This is a genomic window from Anaerobacillus sp. ABA4_114 (assembly GCF_056159065.1).
Genome location: NZ_JBSWUM010000001.1, coordinates 79,132 through 97,984, shown reverse-complemented (window position 1 = coordinate 97,984; position 18,853 = coordinate 79,132). Strand labels below are relative to the sequence as shown.

Annotated in this window: 12 protein-coding genes, 1 tRNA gene, 3 rRNA genes and 1 other annotated feature; of the genes, 13 read left to right on the top strand and 3 right to left on the bottom strand. The window is 45.3% G+C overall.

Annotation, left to right across the window (positions count from 1 at the left end):
* The first annotated feature begins 57 nt into the window (after window positions 1-57).
* The 3 genes from ACXAEY_RS00455 to rrf all read left to right on the top strand — a co-directional run bounded on the left by ACXAEY_RS00455 (window position 58) and on the right by rrf (window position 4,923).
* Window positions 58-1,607 (top strand): 16S ribosomal RNA (locus ACXAEY_RS00455).
* 213 nt (window positions 1,608-1,820) lie between these two features.
* Window positions 1,821-4,750, top strand: a 23S ribosomal RNA gene (locus tag ACXAEY_RS00450).
* Window positions 4,751-4,806: 56 nt separating this feature from the next.
* Window positions 4,807-4,923, top strand: a 5S ribosomal RNA gene (gene rrf / locus ACXAEY_RS00445).
* Together the 16S, 23S and 5S rRNA genes form the textbook arrangement of a ribosomal RNA operon.
* 732 nt (window positions 4,924-5,655) lie before the next feature.
* On the opposite strand, the gene ACXAEY_RS00440 is transcribed toward rrf, so the two are convergent.
* Window positions 5,656-6,615: a YaaC family protein gene (locus tag ACXAEY_RS00440; RefSeq protein ID WP_474809746.1), complete on the bottom strand. Its 960-nt coding sequence runs from the start codon at window positions 6,613-6,615 to the stop codon at window positions 5,656-5,658.
* 116 nt (window positions 6,616-6,731) lie between these two features.
* Here ACXAEY_RS00440 and guaB point away from each other — a divergent pair, with 116 nt between their 5' ends.
* From guaB to ACXAEY_RS00410, 6 genes are all read left to right on the top strand, one after another.
* The gene (gene guaB, locus ACXAEY_RS00435) at window positions 6,732-8,189 is read left to right on the top strand and encodes an IMP dehydrogenase (RefSeq protein ID WP_270182964.1); all 1,458 of its coding nucleotides are present in this window, start codon (window positions 6,732-6,734) and stop codon (window positions 8,187-8,189) included.
* Between the two features lie 173 nt (window positions 8,190-8,362).
* Window positions 8,363-9,679: a serine hydrolase gene (locus ACXAEY_RS00430; protein WP_474814684.1), complete on the top strand. Its 1,317-nt coding sequence runs from the start codon at window positions 8,363-8,365 to the stop codon at window positions 9,677-9,679.
* Between the two features lie 183 nt (window positions 9,680-9,862).
* Window positions 9,863-10,750: a pyridoxal 5'-phosphate synthase lyase subunit PdxS gene (gene pdxS / locus ACXAEY_RS00425; protein ID WP_270182962.1), complete on the top strand. Its 888-nt coding sequence runs from the start codon at window positions 9,863-9,865 to the stop codon at window positions 10,748-10,750.
* Window positions 10,751-10,826: 76 nt separating this feature from the next.
* Window positions 10,827-11,420 (top strand): pyridoxal 5'-phosphate synthase glutaminase subunit PdxT, encoded by a 594-nt coding sequence (pdxT, locus tag ACXAEY_RS00420; protein WP_474809744.1) that lies wholly within the window; start codon window positions 10,827-10,829, stop codon window positions 11,418-11,420.
* Between the two features lie 66 nt (window positions 11,421-11,486).
* Window positions 11,487-11,692 (top strand) — a binding site (T-box leader).
* Between the two features lie 61 nt (window positions 11,693-11,753).
* A complete protein-coding gene (serS, locus tag ACXAEY_RS00415) occupies window positions 11,754-13,028 on the top strand; it encodes a serine--tRNA ligase (protein WP_474809742.1) in 1,275 nt (424 codons plus the stop codon).
* 126 nt (window positions 13,029-13,154) lie between these two features.
* Window positions 13,155-13,247 (top strand) — tRNA-Ser (locus tag ACXAEY_RS00410).
* A gap of 132 nt (window positions 13,248-13,379) precedes the next feature.
* Here the strand turns inward: ACXAEY_RS00410 and ACXAEY_RS00405 are convergent.
* Both ACXAEY_RS00405 and ACXAEY_RS00400 read right to left on the bottom strand, forming a co-directional pair.
* A complete protein-coding gene (locus tag ACXAEY_RS00405; RefSeq protein ID WP_270182959.1) occupies window positions 13,380-14,048 on the bottom strand; it encodes a deoxynucleoside kinase in 669 nt (222 codons plus the stop codon).
* Entirely contained in the window at window positions 14,045-14,683 is a 639-nt protein-coding gene (locus ACXAEY_RS00400; RefSeq protein ID WP_270182958.1) for a deoxynucleoside kinase, read from the bottom strand. Before ACXAEY_RS00400 ends, ACXAEY_RS00405 begins: the two co-directional genes overlap by 4 nt.
* A gap of 184 nt (window positions 14,684-14,867) precedes the next feature.
* Between ACXAEY_RS00400 and ACXAEY_RS00395 the strand changes: the two genes are divergently transcribed.
* The 4 genes from ACXAEY_RS00395 to ACXAEY_RS00380 all read left to right on the top strand — a co-directional run bounded on the left by ACXAEY_RS00395 (window position 14,868) and on the right by ACXAEY_RS00380 (window position 18,844).
* On the top strand, window positions 14,868-16,070 hold the full coding sequence (locus tag ACXAEY_RS00395) for a cation:proton antiporter (protein WP_474809739.1): 1,203 nt from the start codon (window positions 14,868-14,870) through the stop codon (window positions 16,068-16,070).
* Window positions 16,071-16,178: 108 nt separating this feature from the next.
* Window positions 16,179-17,297 carry a 4-hydroxyphenylpyruvate dioxygenase gene (gene hppD / locus ACXAEY_RS00390; RefSeq protein ID WP_270182956.1) on the top strand — a complete coding sequence of 373 codons (1,119 nt, stop codon included), beginning with the start codon at window positions 16,179-16,181 and terminating at the stop codon, window positions 17,295-17,297.
* A 33-nt stretch (window positions 17,298-17,330) separates the two neighbouring features.
* Entirely contained in the window at window positions 17,331-17,960 is a 630-nt protein-coding gene (locus ACXAEY_RS00385) for a flavin reductase family protein (protein WP_270182955.1), read from the top strand.
* Between the two features lie 5 nt (window positions 17,961-17,965).
* Entirely contained in the window at window positions 17,966-18,844 is an 879-nt protein-coding gene (locus tag ACXAEY_RS00380; protein ID WP_474809737.1) for a fumarylacetoacetate hydrolase family protein, read from the top strand.
* The last annotated feature ends 9 nt before the right edge of the window (window positions 18,845-18,853 follow it).

Sequence of the window (18,853 nt, the reverse complement as noted above, 5' to 3'; positions counted from 1 at the left end):
CATGCAAGAAATTGTTTCTACGGAAACAACATTGTTTTTAAGCTAGATTGAACTTTTCTATCGGAGAGTTTGATCCTGGCTCAGGACGAACGCTGGCGGCGTGCCTAATACATGCAAGTCGAGCGGAGAAATGGGAGCTTGCTCCCATTTCTCAGCGGCGGACGGGTGAGTAACACGTGGGCAACCTGCCCTACAGACTGGGATAACTCCGGGAAACCGGAGCTAATACCGGGTAATACATAGCATCGCATGATGCAACGTTGAAAGTTGGCCTTTGGCTAACACTGTAGGATGGGCCCGCGGCGCATTAGCTAGTTGGTAAGGTAACGGCTTACCAAGGCCACGATGCGTAGCCGACCTGAGAGGGTGATCGGCCACACTGGGACTGAGACACGGCCCAGACTCCTACGGGAGGCAGCAGTAGGGAATCTTCCGCAATGGACGAAAGTCTGACGGAGCAACGCCGCGTGAGTGACGAAGGCCTTCGGGTCGTAAAGCTCTGTTGTTAGGGAAGAACAAGTACCGTTCGAATAGGGCGGTACCTTGACGGTACCTAACCAGAAAGCCACGGCTAACTACGTGCCAGCAGCCGCGGTAATACGTAGGTGGCAAGCGTTGTCCGGAATTATTGGGCGTAAAGCGCGCGCAGGCGGTCTCTTAAGTCTGATGTGAAAGCCCACGGCTCAACCGTGGAGGGCCATTGGAAACTGGGGGACTTGAGTGCAGAAGAGGAGAGTGGAATTCCACGTGTAGCGGTGAAATGCGTAGATATGTGGAGGAACACCAGTGGCGAAGGCGGCTCTCTGGTCTGTAACTGACGCTGAGGCGCGAAAGCGTGGGGAGCAAACAGGATTAGATACCCTGGTAGTCCACGCCGTAAACGATGAGTGCTAGGTGTTGGGGGGTTCCACCCTCAGTGCTGAAGTTAACACATTAAGCACTCCGCCTGGGGAGTACGACCGCAAGGTTGAAACTCAAAGGAATTGACGGGGGCCCGCACAAGCAGTGGAGCATGTGGTTTAATTCGAAGCAACGCGAAGAACCTTACCAGGTCTTGACATCCTCTGCCACTCCTAGAGATAGGACGTTCCCCTTCGGGGGACAGAGTGACAGGTGGTGCATGGTTGTCGTCAGCTCGTGTCGTGAGATGTTGGGTTAAGTCCCGCAACGAGCGCAACCCTTGATCTTAGTTGCCAGCATTCAGTTGGGCACTCTAAGGTGACTGCCGGTGACAAACCGGAGGAAGGTGGGGACGACGTCAAATCATCATGCCCCTTATGACCTGGGCTACACACGTGCTACAATGGACGGTACAAAGGGCAGCGACACCGCGAGGTGAAGCGAATCCCATAAAGCCGTTCTCAGTTCGGATTGCAGGCTGCAACTCGCCTGCATGAAGCCGGAATTGCTAGTAATCGCGGATCAGCATGCCGCGGTGAATACGTTCCCGGGCCTTGTACACACCGCCCGTCACACCACGAGAGTTTGTAACACCCGAAGTCGGTGAGGTAACCTTTTGGAGCCAGCCGCCGAAGGTGGGACAAATGATTGGGGTGAAGTCGTAACAAGGTAGCCGTATCGGAAGGTGCGGCTGGATCACCTCCTTTCTATGGAGAATTACGAGGCAACATTGGTTGCCAAACTTGCATGAGCGTTTCGTTTAGTTTTGAAAGAATGATTGTATTCTTTCACGTTCCTTGAAAACTAGATAGCACAAACAACGACATCCAATAATTATTATTTTTTGCGTTATAACTTAGTTAGTCACATCTTACGATGTGCATCGATGACGTTAGAACACTGTTTCTAACGAAATCTAAGGTTAAGCTACTAAGGGCGCACGGTGGATGCCTTGGCACTAGAAGCCGATGAAGGACGGGACGAACACCGATATGCTTCGGGGAGCAGTAAGTACGCTTTGATCCGGAGATTTCCGAATGGGGGAACCCACCATCCGTAATGGGATGGTATTTACTTCTGAATACATAGGAAGTAAAAGGCATACCCGGGGAACTGAAACATCTCAGTACCCGGAGGAAGAGAAAGCAATCGCGATTTCCTGAGTAGCGGCGAGCGAAACGGAAACAGCCCAAACCAGAGGGCTTGCCCTCTGGGGTTGTAGGACGTCTCATTGGAGTTACAAAGGCACGGATAGACGAAGCGACCTGGAAAGGTCCATCAGAGAAGGTAACAATCCTGTAGTCAAAATCCGCTGCCCTCCGAGACGGATCCTGAGTACGGCGGGACACGTGAAACCCCGTCGGAATCCGGGAGGACCATCTCCCAAGGCTAAATACTCTCTAGTGACCGATAGTGAACCAGTACCGTGAGGGAAAGGTGAAAAGCACCCCGGAAGGGGAGTGAAAGAGAACCTGAAACCGTGTGCCTACAACTAGTTGGAGCCCGTTAATGGGTGACAGCGTGCCTTTTGTAGAATGAACCGGCGAGTTACGATCCCGTGCAAGGTTAAGCCGAGAAGGCGGAGCCGCAGCGAAAGCGAGTCTGAATAGGGCGAAGGAGTACGTGGTCGTAGACCCGAAACCGGGTGATCTACCCATGTCCAGGGTGAAGTTCAGGTAACACTGAATGGAGGCCCGAACCCACGCATGTTGAAAAATGCGGGGATGAGGTGTGGGTAGCGGTGAAATGCCAATCGAACCCGGAGATAGCTGGTTCTCTCCGAAATAGCTTTAGGGCTAGCCTCGCGGCAAGAATCTTGGAGGTAGAGCACTGATTGGACTAGGGGTCCCTACCGGATTACCGAATCCAGTCAAACTCCGAATGCCAACGATTTATCCGCGGGAGTCAGACTGCGAGTGATAAGATCCGTAGTCGAGAGGGAAACAGCCCAGACCACCAGCTAAGGTCCCAAAGTATACGTTAAGTGGAAAAGGATGTGGCGTTGCTTAGACAACCAGGATGTTGGCTTAGAAGCAGCCATCATTTAAAGAGTGCGTAATAGCTCACTGGTCGAGTGACGCTGCGCCGAAAATGTACCGGGGCTAAACGTATCACCGAAGCTGTGGATTGTCTTACGACAATGGTAGGAGAGCGTTCTAAGGGCTGCGAAGTCAGACCGAAAGGACTGGTGGAGCGCTTAGAAGTGAGAATGCCGGTATGAGTAGCGAAAGACAAGTGAGAATCTTGTCCGTCGAAAGCCCAAGGTTTCCTGAGGAAGGCTCGTCCGCTCAGGGTTAGTCGGGACCTAAGCCGAGGCCGAAAGGCGTAGGCGATGGATAACAGGTTGATATTCCTGTACCACCTCCTTTCCGTTTGAACGACGGGGGGACGCAGAAAGATAGGGAGAGCGCGCTGCTGGATATGCGCGTCCAAGCGATTAGGCTGGTGAATAGGCAAATCCGTTCACCGTGAAGGCTGAGTCGTGATGGCGAGGGAATTTAAGTACCGAAGTCCCTGATTCTACACTGCCAAGAAAAGCCTCTAGTGAGGAAAGAGGTGCCCGTACCGCAAACCGACACAGGTAGGCGAGGAGAGAATCCTAAGACGATCGGGAGAACTCTCGTTAAGGAACTCGGCAAAATGACCCCGTAACTTCGGGAGAAGGGGTGCTTCCTCGGGTGAATAGCCCAGGGGAGCCGCAGTGAAAAGATCCAAGCGACTGTTTAGCAAAAACACAGGTCTCTGCCAAGCCGCAAGGCGATGTATAGGGGCTGACACCTGCCCGGTGCTGGAAGGTTAAGAGGAGGGGTTATCCCTTACGGGAGAAGCTCTGAATCGAAGCCCCAGTAAACGGCGGCCGTAACTATAACGGTCCTAAGGTAGCGAAATTCCTTGTCGGGTAAGTTCCGACCCGCACGAAAGGTGCAACGACTTGGATACTGTCTCAACGAGAGACCCGGTGAAATTATAGTACCTGTGAAGATGCAGGTTACCCGCGACAGGACGGAAAGACCCCATGGAGCTTTACTGTAGCCTGATATTGGATTTTGGTACAGCTTGTACAGGATAGGTAGGAGCCATAGAAGCCGGACCGCTAGGTTCGGTGGAGGCGTCGGTGGGATACTACCCTGGCTGTACTGACATTCTAACCCAGCACCGTGATCCGGTGCGGAGACAGTGTCAGGTGGGCAGTTTGACTGGGGCGGTCGCCTCCTAAAGAGTAACGGAGGCGCCCAAAGGTTCCCTCAGAATGGTTGGAAATCATTCGCAGAGTGTAAAGGCACAAGGGAGCTTGACTGCGAGACCTACAAGTCGAGCAGGGACGAAAGTCGGGCTTAGTGATCCGGTGGTTCCGCATGGAAGGGCCATCGCTCAACGGATAAAAGCTACCCTGGGGATAACAGGCTTATCTCCCCCAAGAGTCCACATCGACGGGGAGGTTTGGCACCTCGATGTCGGCTCATCGCATCCTGGGGCTGAAGTAGGTCCCAAGGGTTGGGCTGTTCGCCCATTAAAGCGGTACGCGAGCTGGGTTCAGAACGTCGTGAGACAGTTCGGTCCCTATCCGTCGCGGGCGCAGGAAATTTGAGAGGAGCTGTCCTTAGTACGAGAGGACCGGGATGGACACACCGCTGGTGTACCAGTTGTTCCGCCAGGAGCATAGCTGGGTAGCTACGTGTGGAAGGGATAAGTGCTGAAAGCATCTAAGCATGAAGCCCCCCTCGAGATGAGATTTCCCACAGCGTCAAGCTGGTAAGATCCCTCAGAGATGATGAGGTTGATAGGTTCGGGGTGGAAGCGTGGCGACACGTGGAGCTGACGAATACTAATCGATCGAGGGCTTAACCTAAAACATATTGGAATACGTTGCGAGTGCTATCTAGTTTTCAGGGAATACCTGAATAGTCTAGTGATGAAGGCGAAGAGGTCACACCCGTTCCCATGCCGAACACGGAAGTTAAGCTCTTCAGCGCCGATGGTAGTTGGGGGCTCTCCCCCTGCAAGAGTAGGACGTCGCTAGGCAAGAGAGAAGTCAGAGCATTGAGTTCTGGCTTTTTTGTATGCTTTTTTGTATGCTTTTTTGGTTTTTATTGCGAGACCGTAAGGTAAGTACCTTCATTGAGAAGAGAGAAAAGGGCATCTTCGAAAGCTTCGTAGGGGTGGGAGAAGCAAGAAATTCGAGGAAGCAAGTGAGGCTGGACCGGAGTAGATATTCGGAGATCTATGAGGATCCAGCATCGCGCAGCTGACGAAGAAGTTCGCCGCTTATCGCGCCCCGTATGAGAACACGGAAGTTAAGCTCGCGCGCCGATGGTAGTTGGGGGCTCTCCCCCTGCAAGAGTAGGACGTCGCTAGGCAAGAGAAAAGTCAGAGCATTGAGCTCTGGCTTTTTTGTTTTGTCTGAATGCGGGGCTGTGTTATCTGGGTTTTGTTTGAGGGTTCGCGGATATATTCTCAGAATCGCGGATAAATGGCCTGGTTTCGAGGATATAAATCGAAAAGCGCGAATAAAACCTGATTATCTCGGATAAAATGAAAATTTCGAGGATATCGCCCGGACCGCTCGCCCCAAAAGGTTTTATCTGAATGTGCTTTTAACAAATCAAAAGTTACAAACAACGCTTCGCTGATAAAAGCGTAAAATCGCCGATAAATCCAAATTATCGATGATAAAAGCTCTAATCAATCCCCTCCACTAGACCCAATCAACCTTTACTGCACCTAACTCCCCATTCTCAAAGCCCTCTTAATCCCTCATACCTGCCCCATCAAATACTCATACAACATCTTCGGAACCTTATTTGACGTTACATCTAAGAACTCCAATATATAAGGAAGATCGTTTGACTCTCTTGCATGGAATAAATCTCCCCACCATTCTGTTTCATACCGACAGATCATACTGAGATTATACAGTAAGAGGTAGTGAACCATTACTTCATTAATATCATTATATTGAGCACGATGAGCAGGGAGGAAGACGTCATCTCCCATATGTAATAACGGTCGACCACTCAGGTTAACAAATAGCCCATCTAGCTTCACTGACAATACTCCACGAGTAGAAGAAGAGATGGACGTTACTTTTACAGGAACATGCTGGTTAAGATAATTTTCAAATCGCTCGCTCGTCATATTGAGGGTATCTAAAATACTCGATGACACTGTGAAAGAGTTTGGTGAAGTAGGGTGGAGCTTATAGCTTTGTGTCTTATTAGACAGCACTTCAAATAGCGAATTCATTTCTGGAATGAGACTAAGAAGATCATTCATTTGATACTTCTCACCTTCGACTTGTTTCACATGAAACATTTTCCTTGAAAAGTATTCGAATAGACCATTCTTCTGTCCTTTCACTTCATCCTGCAGAAAAGAGTACTGACGTTTTTTACGCTTTCTTGATGTGACGCCATGAGCTAAAACGAGCGTATCTCCAGGATAGTTCGGATCTAGAGTGAGTAAACATCCTTTTAAAAGCTGGATCATGCCGTAAAAAAGCAGGATCGGTTTTAACTCCGTATCCGCTGTATTGGCGTGTTTAAAGTAACGATCGCCGTATTCCATAAAATATATAAAGCGGTAGCAGTTGTCGTAGCTCTTCCTCTCTGAATCATCAAACCCTAGTTTAGAATAGCAATCATTGAGATACTGTTGAACAAAGGTAGATGAGTGAAAAGCATGCCATGTTGTTTTGTATGGTTCCATGTATCTCATAAACAGCCTCCCTGTTTGATAATTCAAACTTATTCAATCTTTCTTGACACTAGTTTAACCAATTGATAAGCTACTAATAAATTTTTCGAAACGACCAATAGAGGAGGACGAAAGGGATGTGGGAAACAAAATTTGCAAAAGAAGGGTTAACCTTCGATGATGTGTTATTAACACCAGCTTTTTCTGATGTGCTTCCAAGAGAAGTATCTGTAGAAACAAAGCTAACAGAGAACTTGAAGCTGAATGTCCCAATAATCAGTGCAGGCATGGATACTGTGACAGAAGCTCCTATGGCGATTGCAATGGCTCGTCAAGGTGGACTTGGTATTATTCATAAGAGCATGTCGATTGAAGAACAAGCTGAACATGTTGACCGAGTGAAGCGTTCTGAAAGTGGCGTTATCACTGATCCCTTCTTCTTAACACCAGAGCATCAAGTATTCGATGCAGAACACCTCATGGGTAAATATAGAATTTCTGGCGTTCCGATCGTGAACGATGATCGAAAACTAGTTGGAATTCTGACTAATAGAGATCTGCGATTTATTGAAGATTACTCGATTCAAATTAAAGAAGTAATGACAAAAGAAAACCTTGTTACGGCTCCGGTTGGAACGACGCTAAAAGAAGCAGAGCGTGTGCTTCAACAGCACAGAATTGAGAAACTTCCTCTAGTAGATGATGATGGTACGCTAAGAGGTCTGATTACGATTAAAGACATCGAAAAAGTCATTCAGTTCCCACAATCAGCGAAAGATAGCCGTGGACGTCTACTCGTAGGTGCTGCAGTAGGAAATACAGCTGATGCGCTTATGCGTGTAAGTAAGCTTGTAGAAGCAGGTGTCGACGTCATCGTGCTTGATTCTGCGCATGGACATACTGCTGGTATTATTAATAAGGTTCGTGAAATACGTGAAGAATATCCAGAGCTTTCAATCATTGCAGGGAACGTTGCAACAGCAGAAGGAACGAAAGCACTCATCGAAGCTGGAGCAGATGTTGTGAAAGTCGGAATCGGACCAGGATCGATCTGTACGACGCGTGTTATCGCTGGTGTCGGTGTACCACAAGTCACTGCGGTTTATGAATGTGCAACAGAAGCAAGGAAACACGGCGTAAGTATCATTGCTGACGGTGGTATCAAGTTCTCAGGTGACATCGTAAAAGCGATCGCAGCTGGTGGACATGCTGTCATGCTCGGAAGCCTTCTGGCAGGCGTAGATGAAAGTCCTGGCGAACGTGAAATTTACCAAGGTCGTCAGTTTAAAGTGTATCGAGGCATGGGCTCAATCGGGGCGATGGAAAAAGGCAGTAAGGACCGTTATTTCCAGGAAAATATGTCTAAGCTCGTTCCTGAAGGCATCGAAGGCCGTGTTCCATACAAAGGGCCGCTAGGTGATACGATTCATCAGCTCTTAGGTGGTATCCGTTCTGGTATGGGCTATTGTGGCACAAGAACGCTAGAAGCGTTACGAGAAGAAAGTCAATTTGTCAGAATTACTGGAGCAGGGCTTCGTGAGAGTCATCCTCATGACGTTCAAGTGACGAAAGAAGCGCCAAATTATTCCGTTTGATAGTACTTTTGAAGGAAGTTTTATCAGGTCTGTGACAAATTAAACTAAATACGTTAGAAAAGTAGATAGGGGACTTTCCTCTATCTATTTTTTTAATTTTAGTTGTGATAAAATAGCGGTTATGTGAGACTCAGTTGGAGGTGTAAGGGTTGAAAAACCTTGGTTTTAAAGCCATGATTTTAACCATGGCATTTGTTTTACTTTTAGCAGGAACTTTCGGTACTAGCCATGCAGAAGCTGCAGAGGCACCCGATATTAACGCAAAAGCAGCGATTTTAGTAGATGCCGAATCTGGTAAGATTCTTTATCAAAAAGATCCAGACTTAACGCTCGCGCCTGCAAGTATGACAAAGATGATGACAGAATACTTAATACTTGAACAAATTCACGAAAAGAAGATTAATTGGGACGATCAAGTAAGCATTAGTGAGAATATACATATTCTTTCTCAAAATAGAAGTCTTTCCAATGTACCCCTTCGTTCAGATGCTCAATACTCCGTCAAAGAGCTTTATGAAGCAATGGCGATCTATTCAGCAAATGCTGCTACGATGGCTCTAGCAGAGCACGTTGCGGGGACTGAGACGAAGTTTGTCGAGATGATGAATGCCAAGGCGAAAGAAATGGGTATGAAGGAATACCGTTTCGTTAACAGCTCTGGTTTAAATAACAAAGACCTTCGTGGAAATCACCCAGCAGGTGAACCGAACGAAGAGAATATGATGTCTGCTCGATCGACTGCACTTCTTGCCTACCACTTGATTAAGGACTACCCTGAAGTGCTTGATACGGCAAGCATCCCAGTGAAGAACTTCCGTGACGGCACGGATGACAAAATCGTCATGAAGAACTGGAACTGGCTTCTTCCTTCACTTGTTTATTCAAACAAGTATCCTGTAAAAGGGATCGATGGTTTGAAAACAGGATCGACTGACCTTGCAGGATATGCATTCACAGGTACTGCAAAGCAAGGTGACATGCGCCTGATTTCAGTTGTGATGAAGACAGATTCTTATGAAGCACGTTTTGAAGAAACATCAAAACTACTTAACTACGGATTCGATAATTTTGAAGCAAAAACAATCATTACTAAAGGTGATCAAGTAGAGAATGATTCTACGATTTCCGTTGTAAAAGGGAAAGAAAAGCAAGTAGAAGTAGCTGCTGGTGCATCGTTTAATGCGATCGTTCAGAACGGCACGGAAGAAGCTTATAAAGCGAGCTACAAGCTGAACGATAAATTACTCACTGAAGATGGTGAATTAACAGCACCGTTAAAAGAAGGTGAGGAAGTAGGCCAGGTTATGCTAAAAGCAACTGGTGAAGAGTTCGGATACATTACAGGCGAACAAAGTTCTTCTGTACCACTTGTAACGACAGATTCAGTTGAGAAAGCTGGTTGGTTCACGCTCACCATGAGAGCGATCGGAGGCTTTTTCTCAAGTATCTGGAGTAGTGCAGCTGGAGCTGTAAAAGGACTTTTTAGCTAATATTTTTCAGGAAATAAGGTGAGAATACTCTTCAAATGCAAATTTGGAGAGTATTTTTAAAATCTTTTAGGAAATCAAAGCGAAGACGATAGGACAAGTCTTCAAAAAATGTTACAATAGATACGTTTAATGTAGGTTTTAAAAAAATATCACTTATCTATTATAAATATGGGAGGAATATAGATGAATCAACAAACAGGTACAGATCGCGTAAAACGTGGTATGGCTGAAATGCAAAAAGGCGGCGTCATCATGGACGTGGTGAACGCAGAGCAAGCAAAGATTGCAGAAGAAGCTGGTGCAGTCGCTGTAATGGCACTTGAGCGCGTTCCATCCGATATTCGTGCAGCTGGCGGGGTAGCTCGTATGGCTGATCCTACTATCGTAGAAGAGGTAGTAAACGCAGTATCGATCCCAGTAATGGCAAAATGCCGTATTGGTCACATCGTTGAAGCTCGTGTTCTTGAATCAATGGGTGTTGACTACATTGATGAGAGTGAAGTACTAACTCCAGTTGATGAAGAATATCACCTTGATAAGCGTAAGTACACTGTTCCTTTCGTTTGTGGTGCTCGTAACCTAGGTGAAGCACTGCGCCGAGTAGGTGAAGGTGCTGCGATGCTTCGTACGAAAGGTGAACCTGGAACAGGTAACGTTGTTGAAGCTGTGCGTCATCAGCGTCTTATTCAATCCCAAATCCGTAAAATTTCAAGCATGTCTGAAGATGAGCTGATGACTGAAGCGAAAAACCTTCAAGCGCCATTTGAGCTTCTTCTTCAAATTAAAGAGCTTGGACGTCTTCCAGTCGTAAACTTTGCTGCTGGCGGTATCGCTACTCCTGCAGATGCAGCGCTAATGATGGAACTTGGTTCTGACGGTGTATTCGTTGGTTCTGGTATCTTTAAATCAGATAACCCAGAGAAGTTTGCAAAAGCGATCGTGGAAGCAACAACTCATTATCAAGATTATGAGTTGATCGCTAAGATTTCTAAAAACCTTGGTATCGCGATGCCAGGAATTGAAATTTCTTCACTACAGCCTACTGAACGCATGCAGGAACGCGGCTGGTAATTCATTCAATCACCCCCACCTGAGCAATCCAGGTGGGGGTCTTACTTAGATATAGATCAAAGGAGTCGAAAGCAGTATGGTGAAAGTTGGAGTCCTCGGACTGCAAGGTGCAATTCGAGAACACGTGAAAGCATTAGAAACAAAAGAAGCGGAAATCGTTGTTGTAAAACGCATCGAGCAGCTTGATGACCTCGATGGTCTTGTGCTGCCTGGAGGCGAAAGTACAACGATGCGCCGCCTTATCAACCAATATGGATTTCTTGAGCCTTTAAAAGCTTTTGCTGCTGAGAAGCCGATCTTTGGTACATGTGCTGGCCTCATCCTGCTTGCAGAGCGTATTGACGGGATGGATGAATCTCATATTGGCGTCATGAATGTAAAAGCAAAGCGTAACGCGTTTGGACGTCAAAGAGAAAGCTTTGAAGCACCGTTATCCGTTGTAGGACTTGAAGAGCCTTTCATAGGTGTCTTCATCCGTGCGCCTTATATCGAAGAAGTTGGAGAAGGTGTCGAAGTTCTAGCTACGTTCAACGACAAAGTGGTTGCAGCACGTGACGGACGCTTCCTTGCATGTGCGTACCATCCAGAGTTGACGGATGACGATCGCATGCATCAGCTCTTTATCGACATGGTCCTTGAGTTTAAAAAAGAAGGGCTTGCAACCGAGTGAATTTTCGTGTAAATTATTACGTACTAGGAAGCGGGGCATAAAAACTCTGCTTGTGATACAAGATATACGAAAACGTTGACGGGAAATAGTAATAGATGTTCAACGCTAAGAGAGTCGATGGCTGGTGAGAATCGACCGTTGAACCCTGTGAATCCATCCCTGAGTAGAAAGCTGAACGTTAGTAAGCTTTCTCGGAGCAGACCGTTATTCTGTTAAGAGGCAGGCAATTGTCTGCAATCAGGGTGGCAACGCGGGTAGCTCTCGTCCCTTTCCAAGGGGACGGGGGCTTTTTTGTATTCCTAAGACGCTTATCGTAAAAAAGGAGGAAAAAGCATGATTGATTTAAAGGTTCTACGTAAGAATTTTGATGAAGTAAAAGAAAAGTTATCAAAGCGTGGGGAAGATCTTGTTGGTCTTGACCGTTTTGAAGAGCTTGATCAGCGAAGAAGAGATCTCATCGCGAAGACTGAAGAACTTAAAGGAAAGCGTAATGAAGTTTCAAAGAAAATCGCAGAATACAAGCGTGAAAAGCAGGATGCTGATCATTTTATCAAAGAGATGCGTGAAGTTGGGGACGAAGTGAAGACGCTTGATGAAGAGCTTCGCGGTGTAGAAGGGGAGTTAGAGGAAATCCTCCTACATATTCCAAATATTCCTCACGAGAGCGTACCTGTTGGTGAAACAGAGGATGACAACGTTGAGGTGCGTACATGGGGAGAAAGAAAAGACTTTTCTTTTGAAGCAAAGCCTCACTGGGATATTGCGACTGATTTGAACATCATTAACTTTGAACGAGCATCTAAGGTTACAGGAAGCCGTTTTGCTTTCTATAAAGGAGCGGGAGCACGTCTAGAGCGCTCTCTTATTAACTTCATGATGGATCTTCATGAATCTGAGCATGGATACGAAGAGATTCTACCTCCATATCTCGTGAATCGCGAAAGTATGACAGGAACTGGTCAGCTACCTAAGTTTGAAGAAGATGCTTTCAAAATTCGTGAAGAAGATTACTTCTTGATTCCAACGGCAGAAGTACCTGTTACGAACTTCCACCGTGATGAAATTCTTGATAGCGCTGATCTTCCACTTGCATACACTGCATTTAGTGCTTGCTTCCGTTCAGAAGCAGGATCTGCAGGTCGTGATACGAGAGGATTGATTCGTCAGCACCAATTTAACAAGGTTGAGCTTGTTCGTTTTGTAAAGCCTGAAGAGTCTTATGATGAGCTTGAGAAGCTTACTGGACACGCTGAGAAGGTCCTTCAGTTACTAGAGCTGCCTTACCGTGTGATGAGCATGTGTACAGCAGACCTCGGCTTCACTGCGGCAAAGAAATACGATATCGAAGTATGGATCCCGAGCTATGGAACTTACCGAGAAATCTCTTCTTGCAGTAACTTTGAAGACTTCCAGGCGCGCCGTGCAGGAATCAGGTTCCGTAGAGAAAAGAACGGAAAACCTGAGTTTGTTCACACGTTGAATGGCTCTGGGCTAGCGATTGGAAGAACGGTTGCTGCTATATTAGAAAATTACCAGCAAGAAGACGGTACGGTCATTGTACCTGAAGTGCTGCGTCCATATATGGGTGGCCGTGAAGTTTTAAAATAAAGGAAAAAAGGGGGAGAAAATCCCCCTTTTATATAAAAAATAAAAAATCTCATTCAAAGTGTTGACTTCATACCGAACCGGTGATAAGATATTATTCGTGTCACCGAGTTATTAAGCAACACACACGGAGGAATACCCAAGTCTGGCTGAAGGGATCGGTCTTGAAAACCGACAGGGGCTTAACGGCCCGCGGGGGTTCGAATCCCTCTTCCTCCGCCATTAACTAATTGAACTACCAACGCGCATATAATTTGGAGATTATATGACCGCTGTCTCTTGCAGACAGCGGTTTTTTTATGTTTTTTTATCTATATGAAAAAGGAGCTATCCACCGGATAGCTCCTTCTTTATTTATCTGCTCAATAATGGAATCTGGTTAAATTTCTGTTCGATTCTTTTTAGAATCAGTTCAACTGAAGACGGGTCGTTCACAAGGTCATATTCATTGATGTTAAGTCTAAGGATCGGGCATGCGTTGAAGCTATCGATCCAATTGTTGTAGCGCTCATACATCTCTTCCCAGTACGCAGTTGGCGTTTGCTGTTCCATCGGACGTCCGCGTTCCTTGATACGATCGACAACATCCTCGAAAGATCCTTCAAGATAGATCATTAAGTCAGGATGTGGGAAGAAAGGCGTCATGACCATGGATTCAAAAAGGTTCGTGTACGTTTCGTAATCGACGCTCGACATCGTTCCTTTTTCATAGTGCATTTTTGCAAAGATGCCCGTATCTTCATAGATCGAACGATCCTGTACAAAACCTCCACCGTACTCAAACATTCTCTTCTGCTCTTTGAATCGTTCAGCTAGAAAATAAACTTGTAAGTGGAAACTCCAGCGGGAAAAGTCATTATAGAACTTCTCAAGGTACGGGTTATTATCAACTTTTTCAAGTGATGTTCTAAATTGCAGGGCATTTGCAAGTGAACTTGTAATTGTAGATTTACCAACTCCAACAGTACCTGCAATCGTTATGACGGCGTCCTGTGGAATGTTGTATTTTTCTCTTAGATTCATACAGGGTCTCCTTCTTTCAAGGTTAATTCGAGGGATTCAAAAATGGTCTGCAAATCTTGTTCATTTGCAACGAAGTCCATCTCATCGCCGTTGAACCGGAGAACAGGTATATCAGGGTGATGTGCTTCGAACTCCTGCATAAACCGTTCATAGTCAGACGATAATCGCTTAAGGTAAGAGGGGTCAATGTCTTTCTCTATTTGACGACCTCTCTGTGAAATACGATTCAATAACGTTTCGAGGCTAGCATTCAAATAGATGATCACGTTCGGTTCAGGCATGCCCTCGGTTAAAATATCGTAGATCTTCATATATTTAGAAAAGTGCTTGTCACTCAGTGTCTGTTGGGCAAAAATTTTATTTTTGAAAATGTGGTAATCAGAGATGACTGGACGTTGTTTGGATAGATAGTGTTTATCCATCTCTTCTAACTGTTTGTATCGATGGCTAAGAAAAAACATCTCGGTTTGGAAGCTCCACTCTTCAATGTTGCCGTAGAACTTACCGAGGAACGGATTTTCTTCTACGATTTCTTGAAAAAGTTTAAACTGATAGTAATCAGAAATAGCGCGGGAGAGAGAGGTCTTTCCAATACCGATCGGGCCTTCGACGGCAATAAATGGGGTCTGGTTCATACGTATCCTCCTCCGTCGTTTCCTATGCTAACCAGATCTTGCTCTCTTTTTTATAGACAAAGATAATTGTAGCATAGACCAAGAACTGTGGACAGGGTTAAAACCATTGACTTAAAGGTAAAAAAAACCTTCCTGTTTTATATTTGGATGATGGGGAAGAAACGTTATGGAAAGGGGGAGAAGCATGGGATCTCATCATATTCTAATCTTATTATTCATAGGTTATCTGGTTTATACGATCGACACGAAACAGAAGAACTTTCCTGCACCGTTAGTTCTCTTACTCATTGGAATTAGTTTGTCTTTTATTCCCTTCTTTCAATCTGTACATATAACAAAAGAGATTCTTTTTGAATGGTTTTTACCAGCACTGCTATTTATCTCCGCATATCAGTTCCCATTCGATCACTTTAGAAAGCATGCAGGCATCATTTCTATGCTAAGTACACTCGGCATTATTGTGAGTGCAGTTCTTTTAGGAGGAACCATCTTCTTATTGAGCGACCCATTCTTTTCTCTTTCATTTCTTGGCGCCTTGCTAGTCGCTTCCATTTTGACACCGACTGATCCAGTATCTGTCGTTTCGATCTTAAAGAAAACATCGAAAGACCCTAAGATCGCAGATGTTGTGGAAGGCGAATCGATGGTGAACGATGGGACGAGTATCGTTCTTTTTAGCGTGTTCGCAGGAATGCTGTTGCAGGGTCGTACTTTTTCTGTGAGTTCTTTCATCTATGATTTCATTCTCGTATCCATAGGGGGAGTAGCGATCGGTGCGATTTTTAGCTATCTTGTTTGTCGTGCGATTCGTCTTACCCATCATCGTCAGTATCAGGTCATGTTAAGCATCGTTCTTGCTTATGGAAGCTTTTATGCAGCAGAAGCCCTTGAAGTATCAGGCGTACTTGCCGTTGTTGCAGCTGGAGTAGTCCTTTCTTATGAGCTTGATCGATTGATCAAAGAATCACACTACAGAGAGTACTTAAACAGCTTTTGGGAAGTTGTTGAACCGAGTATTCTTGCATTGATCTTTTTGTTGATCGGAATAGAAACGACAAATTATTTGGCACTTGATCATTGGCTGTTTATTACTCTTGTGTTTTTAGCTTCAATCATCATTCGGTTCCTGGTTTTAACGAGTATCATAAAGATGTTTAAAGCTTGGCGTAGTGAGTTCGATTGGAAAGATATTTCGCTTGTGACTTGGTCTGGCATACGAGGAACGATGTCAGTCGCATTGCTCCTTAGCTTAGAAGTCGATAACGCATCGATCGATCACGATATCCTGTCCATTACGTTTGGAGCAGTCCTGTTATCTCTCATAATACAAAGCATGACGATTTATCCTCTCTCTCATTTATTTGAAAAGAAAACCGACATCGAGTAAAGCGCACCAATACAGGAAAGCGTTATGGCTTTAATAGATACTCTTGAAAGGTTTGTGAAAAAGATTTACGTTTAAGCTGGTTGACTAACAAAAATTGGAGGGATTTGCGTGCAGGAACAAACGTTGAATAGTAGCCAGCAGGATACCGTAGATTTTTTCCCGGTGCATGATGTGGATTATCTTGAACTTTATGTTGGTAATGCAAAGCAATCAGCTCATTACTTTTGTAAGGCATTCGGTTTTAAGCCAGTCGCTTACTCTGGACTAGAAACAGGTGATCGCGAGAAAGTATCCTATGTGCTTCAACAGAATAATATTCGACTAGTTCTAACAGGTGCTCTTTCAAATGATCATCCAATTGCAGATTTTGTCAAACTTCATGGAGACGGCGTTAAGGACATTGCTCTTACTGTGGAAAATGTTGAAAAGGCTTACAAAGAAGCTGCAGAGCGTGGAGCGATCGAACTTAGCCCTCCGAAAGAATATAACGATGAGTTTGGAACAGTAAAAAAAGCTGTCATCGGTACATATGGTGACACGATTCATACATTAGTCGAACGAAAAGAGTATGAGGGCGTGTTTTTACCAGGATTCAAACAGTTCGAAGGTGATATTCCATCACAGACGACAGGACTTCTCGGTATCGATCATTGCGTAGGGAACGTGGAGTCGATGGAGGAATGGGTTTCTTACTATGAAAATGTAATGGGCTTTAAACAAATGATTCACTTTGACGATGAAGACATCAGTACGGAATATTCCGCTTTAATGTCCAAGGTTATGCATAACGGTGGTCGAATTAAATTCCCGATCAATGAACCTGCAGAGGGAAAGAAAAAGTCACAGATTCAGGAATACTTAGATTACTATAATGGCCCTGGTGTGCAGCATATCGCTGTTTTGACGAACGACATCGTAACAACAGTAGCAAAATTACGAGATGCAGGTGTAGAGTTTCTAGAAGCTCCTGATAATTACTATGATGTGTTAACGGAGCGAGTTGGTGAGATCGATGAAGAAATCGACAAGCTTCGTGAATTGAAAATATTGGTAGACCGAGACGATGAAGGCTATCTTCTCCAAATTTTCACGAAACCTGTCGTCGACCGTCCAACGCTATTTATTGAAATCATTCAGCGTAAAGGTGCAAAAGGATTCGGTGAAGGGAACTTTAAGGCGCTTTTCCAGGCAATTGAACGTGAACAAGAACGAAGAGGCAACTTATAAAATCGAGAAAATGGTAGAAAAGGAGTTGCCAGTATGAAAGTTCAACCAGATACACTTGCGTGGAAAGATGCATACAAATTACTGATCGGTTCCGTTCTTCCTCGTCCCATCGCGTTTGTCTCTAGTATCGATCGTAACGGCAGAGAAAACCTTGCACCATTTAGTTTTTTCACTGGAATATGTGCGGATCCTATGATGGTTTGCTTTGCACCGATGCGAAAAGCGGGTGAAGGTGATAAGAAAGACACCCTGCTGAATATAGAAGAAACGAAGGAATTCGTGATCAACATCGTAGGAGAAAAGATCGTTGAGCAAATGAATGAGTGTGCGACCCCTTTCGATCGTGAAACAGATGAGTTTGTTGAAGCTGGTCTAACAAAAATTGAAAGTGAGTGCATTACCCCTCCAAGGGTGAAAGAGAGCGATGTGCAGCTTGAATGTGTACTCGATCAGATCGTTGAATTTGGGGACCGTGAAGGGGCGGGCAGTCTCGTAATCGGGAAAGTCGTGATGGTCCATGTTCGGGATGAGTTATATGAAGATGGCAAGATAAAGACAGAACTTTTGAAGCCTGTTGGAAGACTTGCAGGGCAGGAGTACACTCGAGCTACAAGCGATACATTTACACTCAAAAGAAAAACAACGGCTGAAGGAAAGAGCTGAGGACATTGAAATTCGTCACGTATGAGTTGCAAGGTGAAGAGCATGCAGGGGTTTTAAAGGGAGAAAAGGTGTATAACGTCCATCAAGCTTCTAACGGCAAGGTGCCAGATGACCTTTTAGAAATTGTTAAAGGGGATTATGCACTTGATCGTTTAGAATTAAACGATGGGCACGACCTGTCCCAAGTCAAGCTGAAAGCACCTCTTCCTTGCCCTGCTAGTATAAGAGACTTTTATGCGTTTGAAGAACATGTCATTACGGCTAGAGGCAAAAGAGGACTTGATGTGGTCCCTGAATGGTACGAGATTCCCGTCTTCTACTTTACAAATCATCATGCTGTAAAAGGTCCAGATGAGGTTATTGCCTCACCAAAAGACTGTGAGAAACTAGACTATGAACTTGAAATAGCTTGTGTCATAGGCAAAAAAGGTAGAAATATAAAAGCGAGTGAAGCAAGCGACTATCTATTCGGCTACATGATCATGAACGATTGGAGTGCGCGGGATATACAAGCGAAAGAGATGAAAGTAGGGCTCGGGCCTGCAAAAGGGAAGGATTTTGCAACTTCTTTCGGACCATATCTTGTTACGCCGGATGAATTACCGCTGCACGGCGAACTCGACCTTAAGATGGAAGCTTATGTGAACGGTGAACGTTATTCCGTGGGAAATGTGAAAGACATGTACTATTCATTTGGGGAATTGATCGAACGAGCTTCGAAAGATGTCACGCTGTATCCAGGGGAAGTAATCGGATCGGGTACCGTGGGCAGCGGGTGTATCCTTGAGCAAACCGGACGTGATTGGTTGAAGGCTGGTGATCGAGTGGAACTCTCTATTACTCATCTCGGCAGCCTGATCAATGTTGTTGGAGAGGAGGAATAAGAGTGGCTT

Bases quoted from the DNA above. Each gene is read 5' to 3' on its own strand.
- ACXAEY_RS00440 (WP_474809746.1), bottom strand. From the start codon at position 6,615: ATGAGATACATGGAACCATACAAAACAACATGGCATGCTTTTCACTCA.
- guaB (WP_270182964.1), top strand. From the start codon at position 6,732: ATGTGGGAAACAAAATTTGCAAAAGAAGGGTTAACCTTCGATGATGTG.
- ACXAEY_RS00430 (WP_474814684.1), top strand. From the start codon at position 8,363: ATGATTTTAACCATGGCATTTGTTTTACTTTTAGCAGGAACTTTCGGT.
- pdxS (WP_270182962.1), top strand. From the start codon at position 9,863: ATGAATCAACAAACAGGTACAGATCGCGTAAAACGTGGTATGGCTGAA.
- pdxT (WP_474809744.1), top strand. From the start codon at position 10,827: ATGGTGAAAGTTGGAGTCCTCGGACTGCAAGGTGCAATTCGAGAACAC.
- serS (WP_474809742.1), top strand. From the start codon at position 11,754: ATGATTGATTTAAAGGTTCTACGTAAGAATTTTGATGAAGTAAAAGAA.
- ACXAEY_RS00405 (WP_270182959.1), bottom strand. From the start codon at position 14,048: ATGAATCTAAGAGAAAAATACAACATTCCACAGGACGCCGTCATAACG.
- ACXAEY_RS00400 (WP_270182958.1), bottom strand. From the start codon at position 14,683: ATGAACCAGACCCCATTTATTGCCGTCGAAGGCCCGATCGGTATTGGA.
- ACXAEY_RS00395 (WP_474809739.1), top strand. From the start codon at position 14,868: ATGGGATCTCATCATATTCTAATCTTATTATTCATAGGTTATCTGGTT.
- ACXAEY_RS00385 (WP_270182955.1), top strand. From the start codon at position 17,331: ATGAAAGTTCAACCAGATACACTTGCGTGGAAAGATGCATACAAATTA.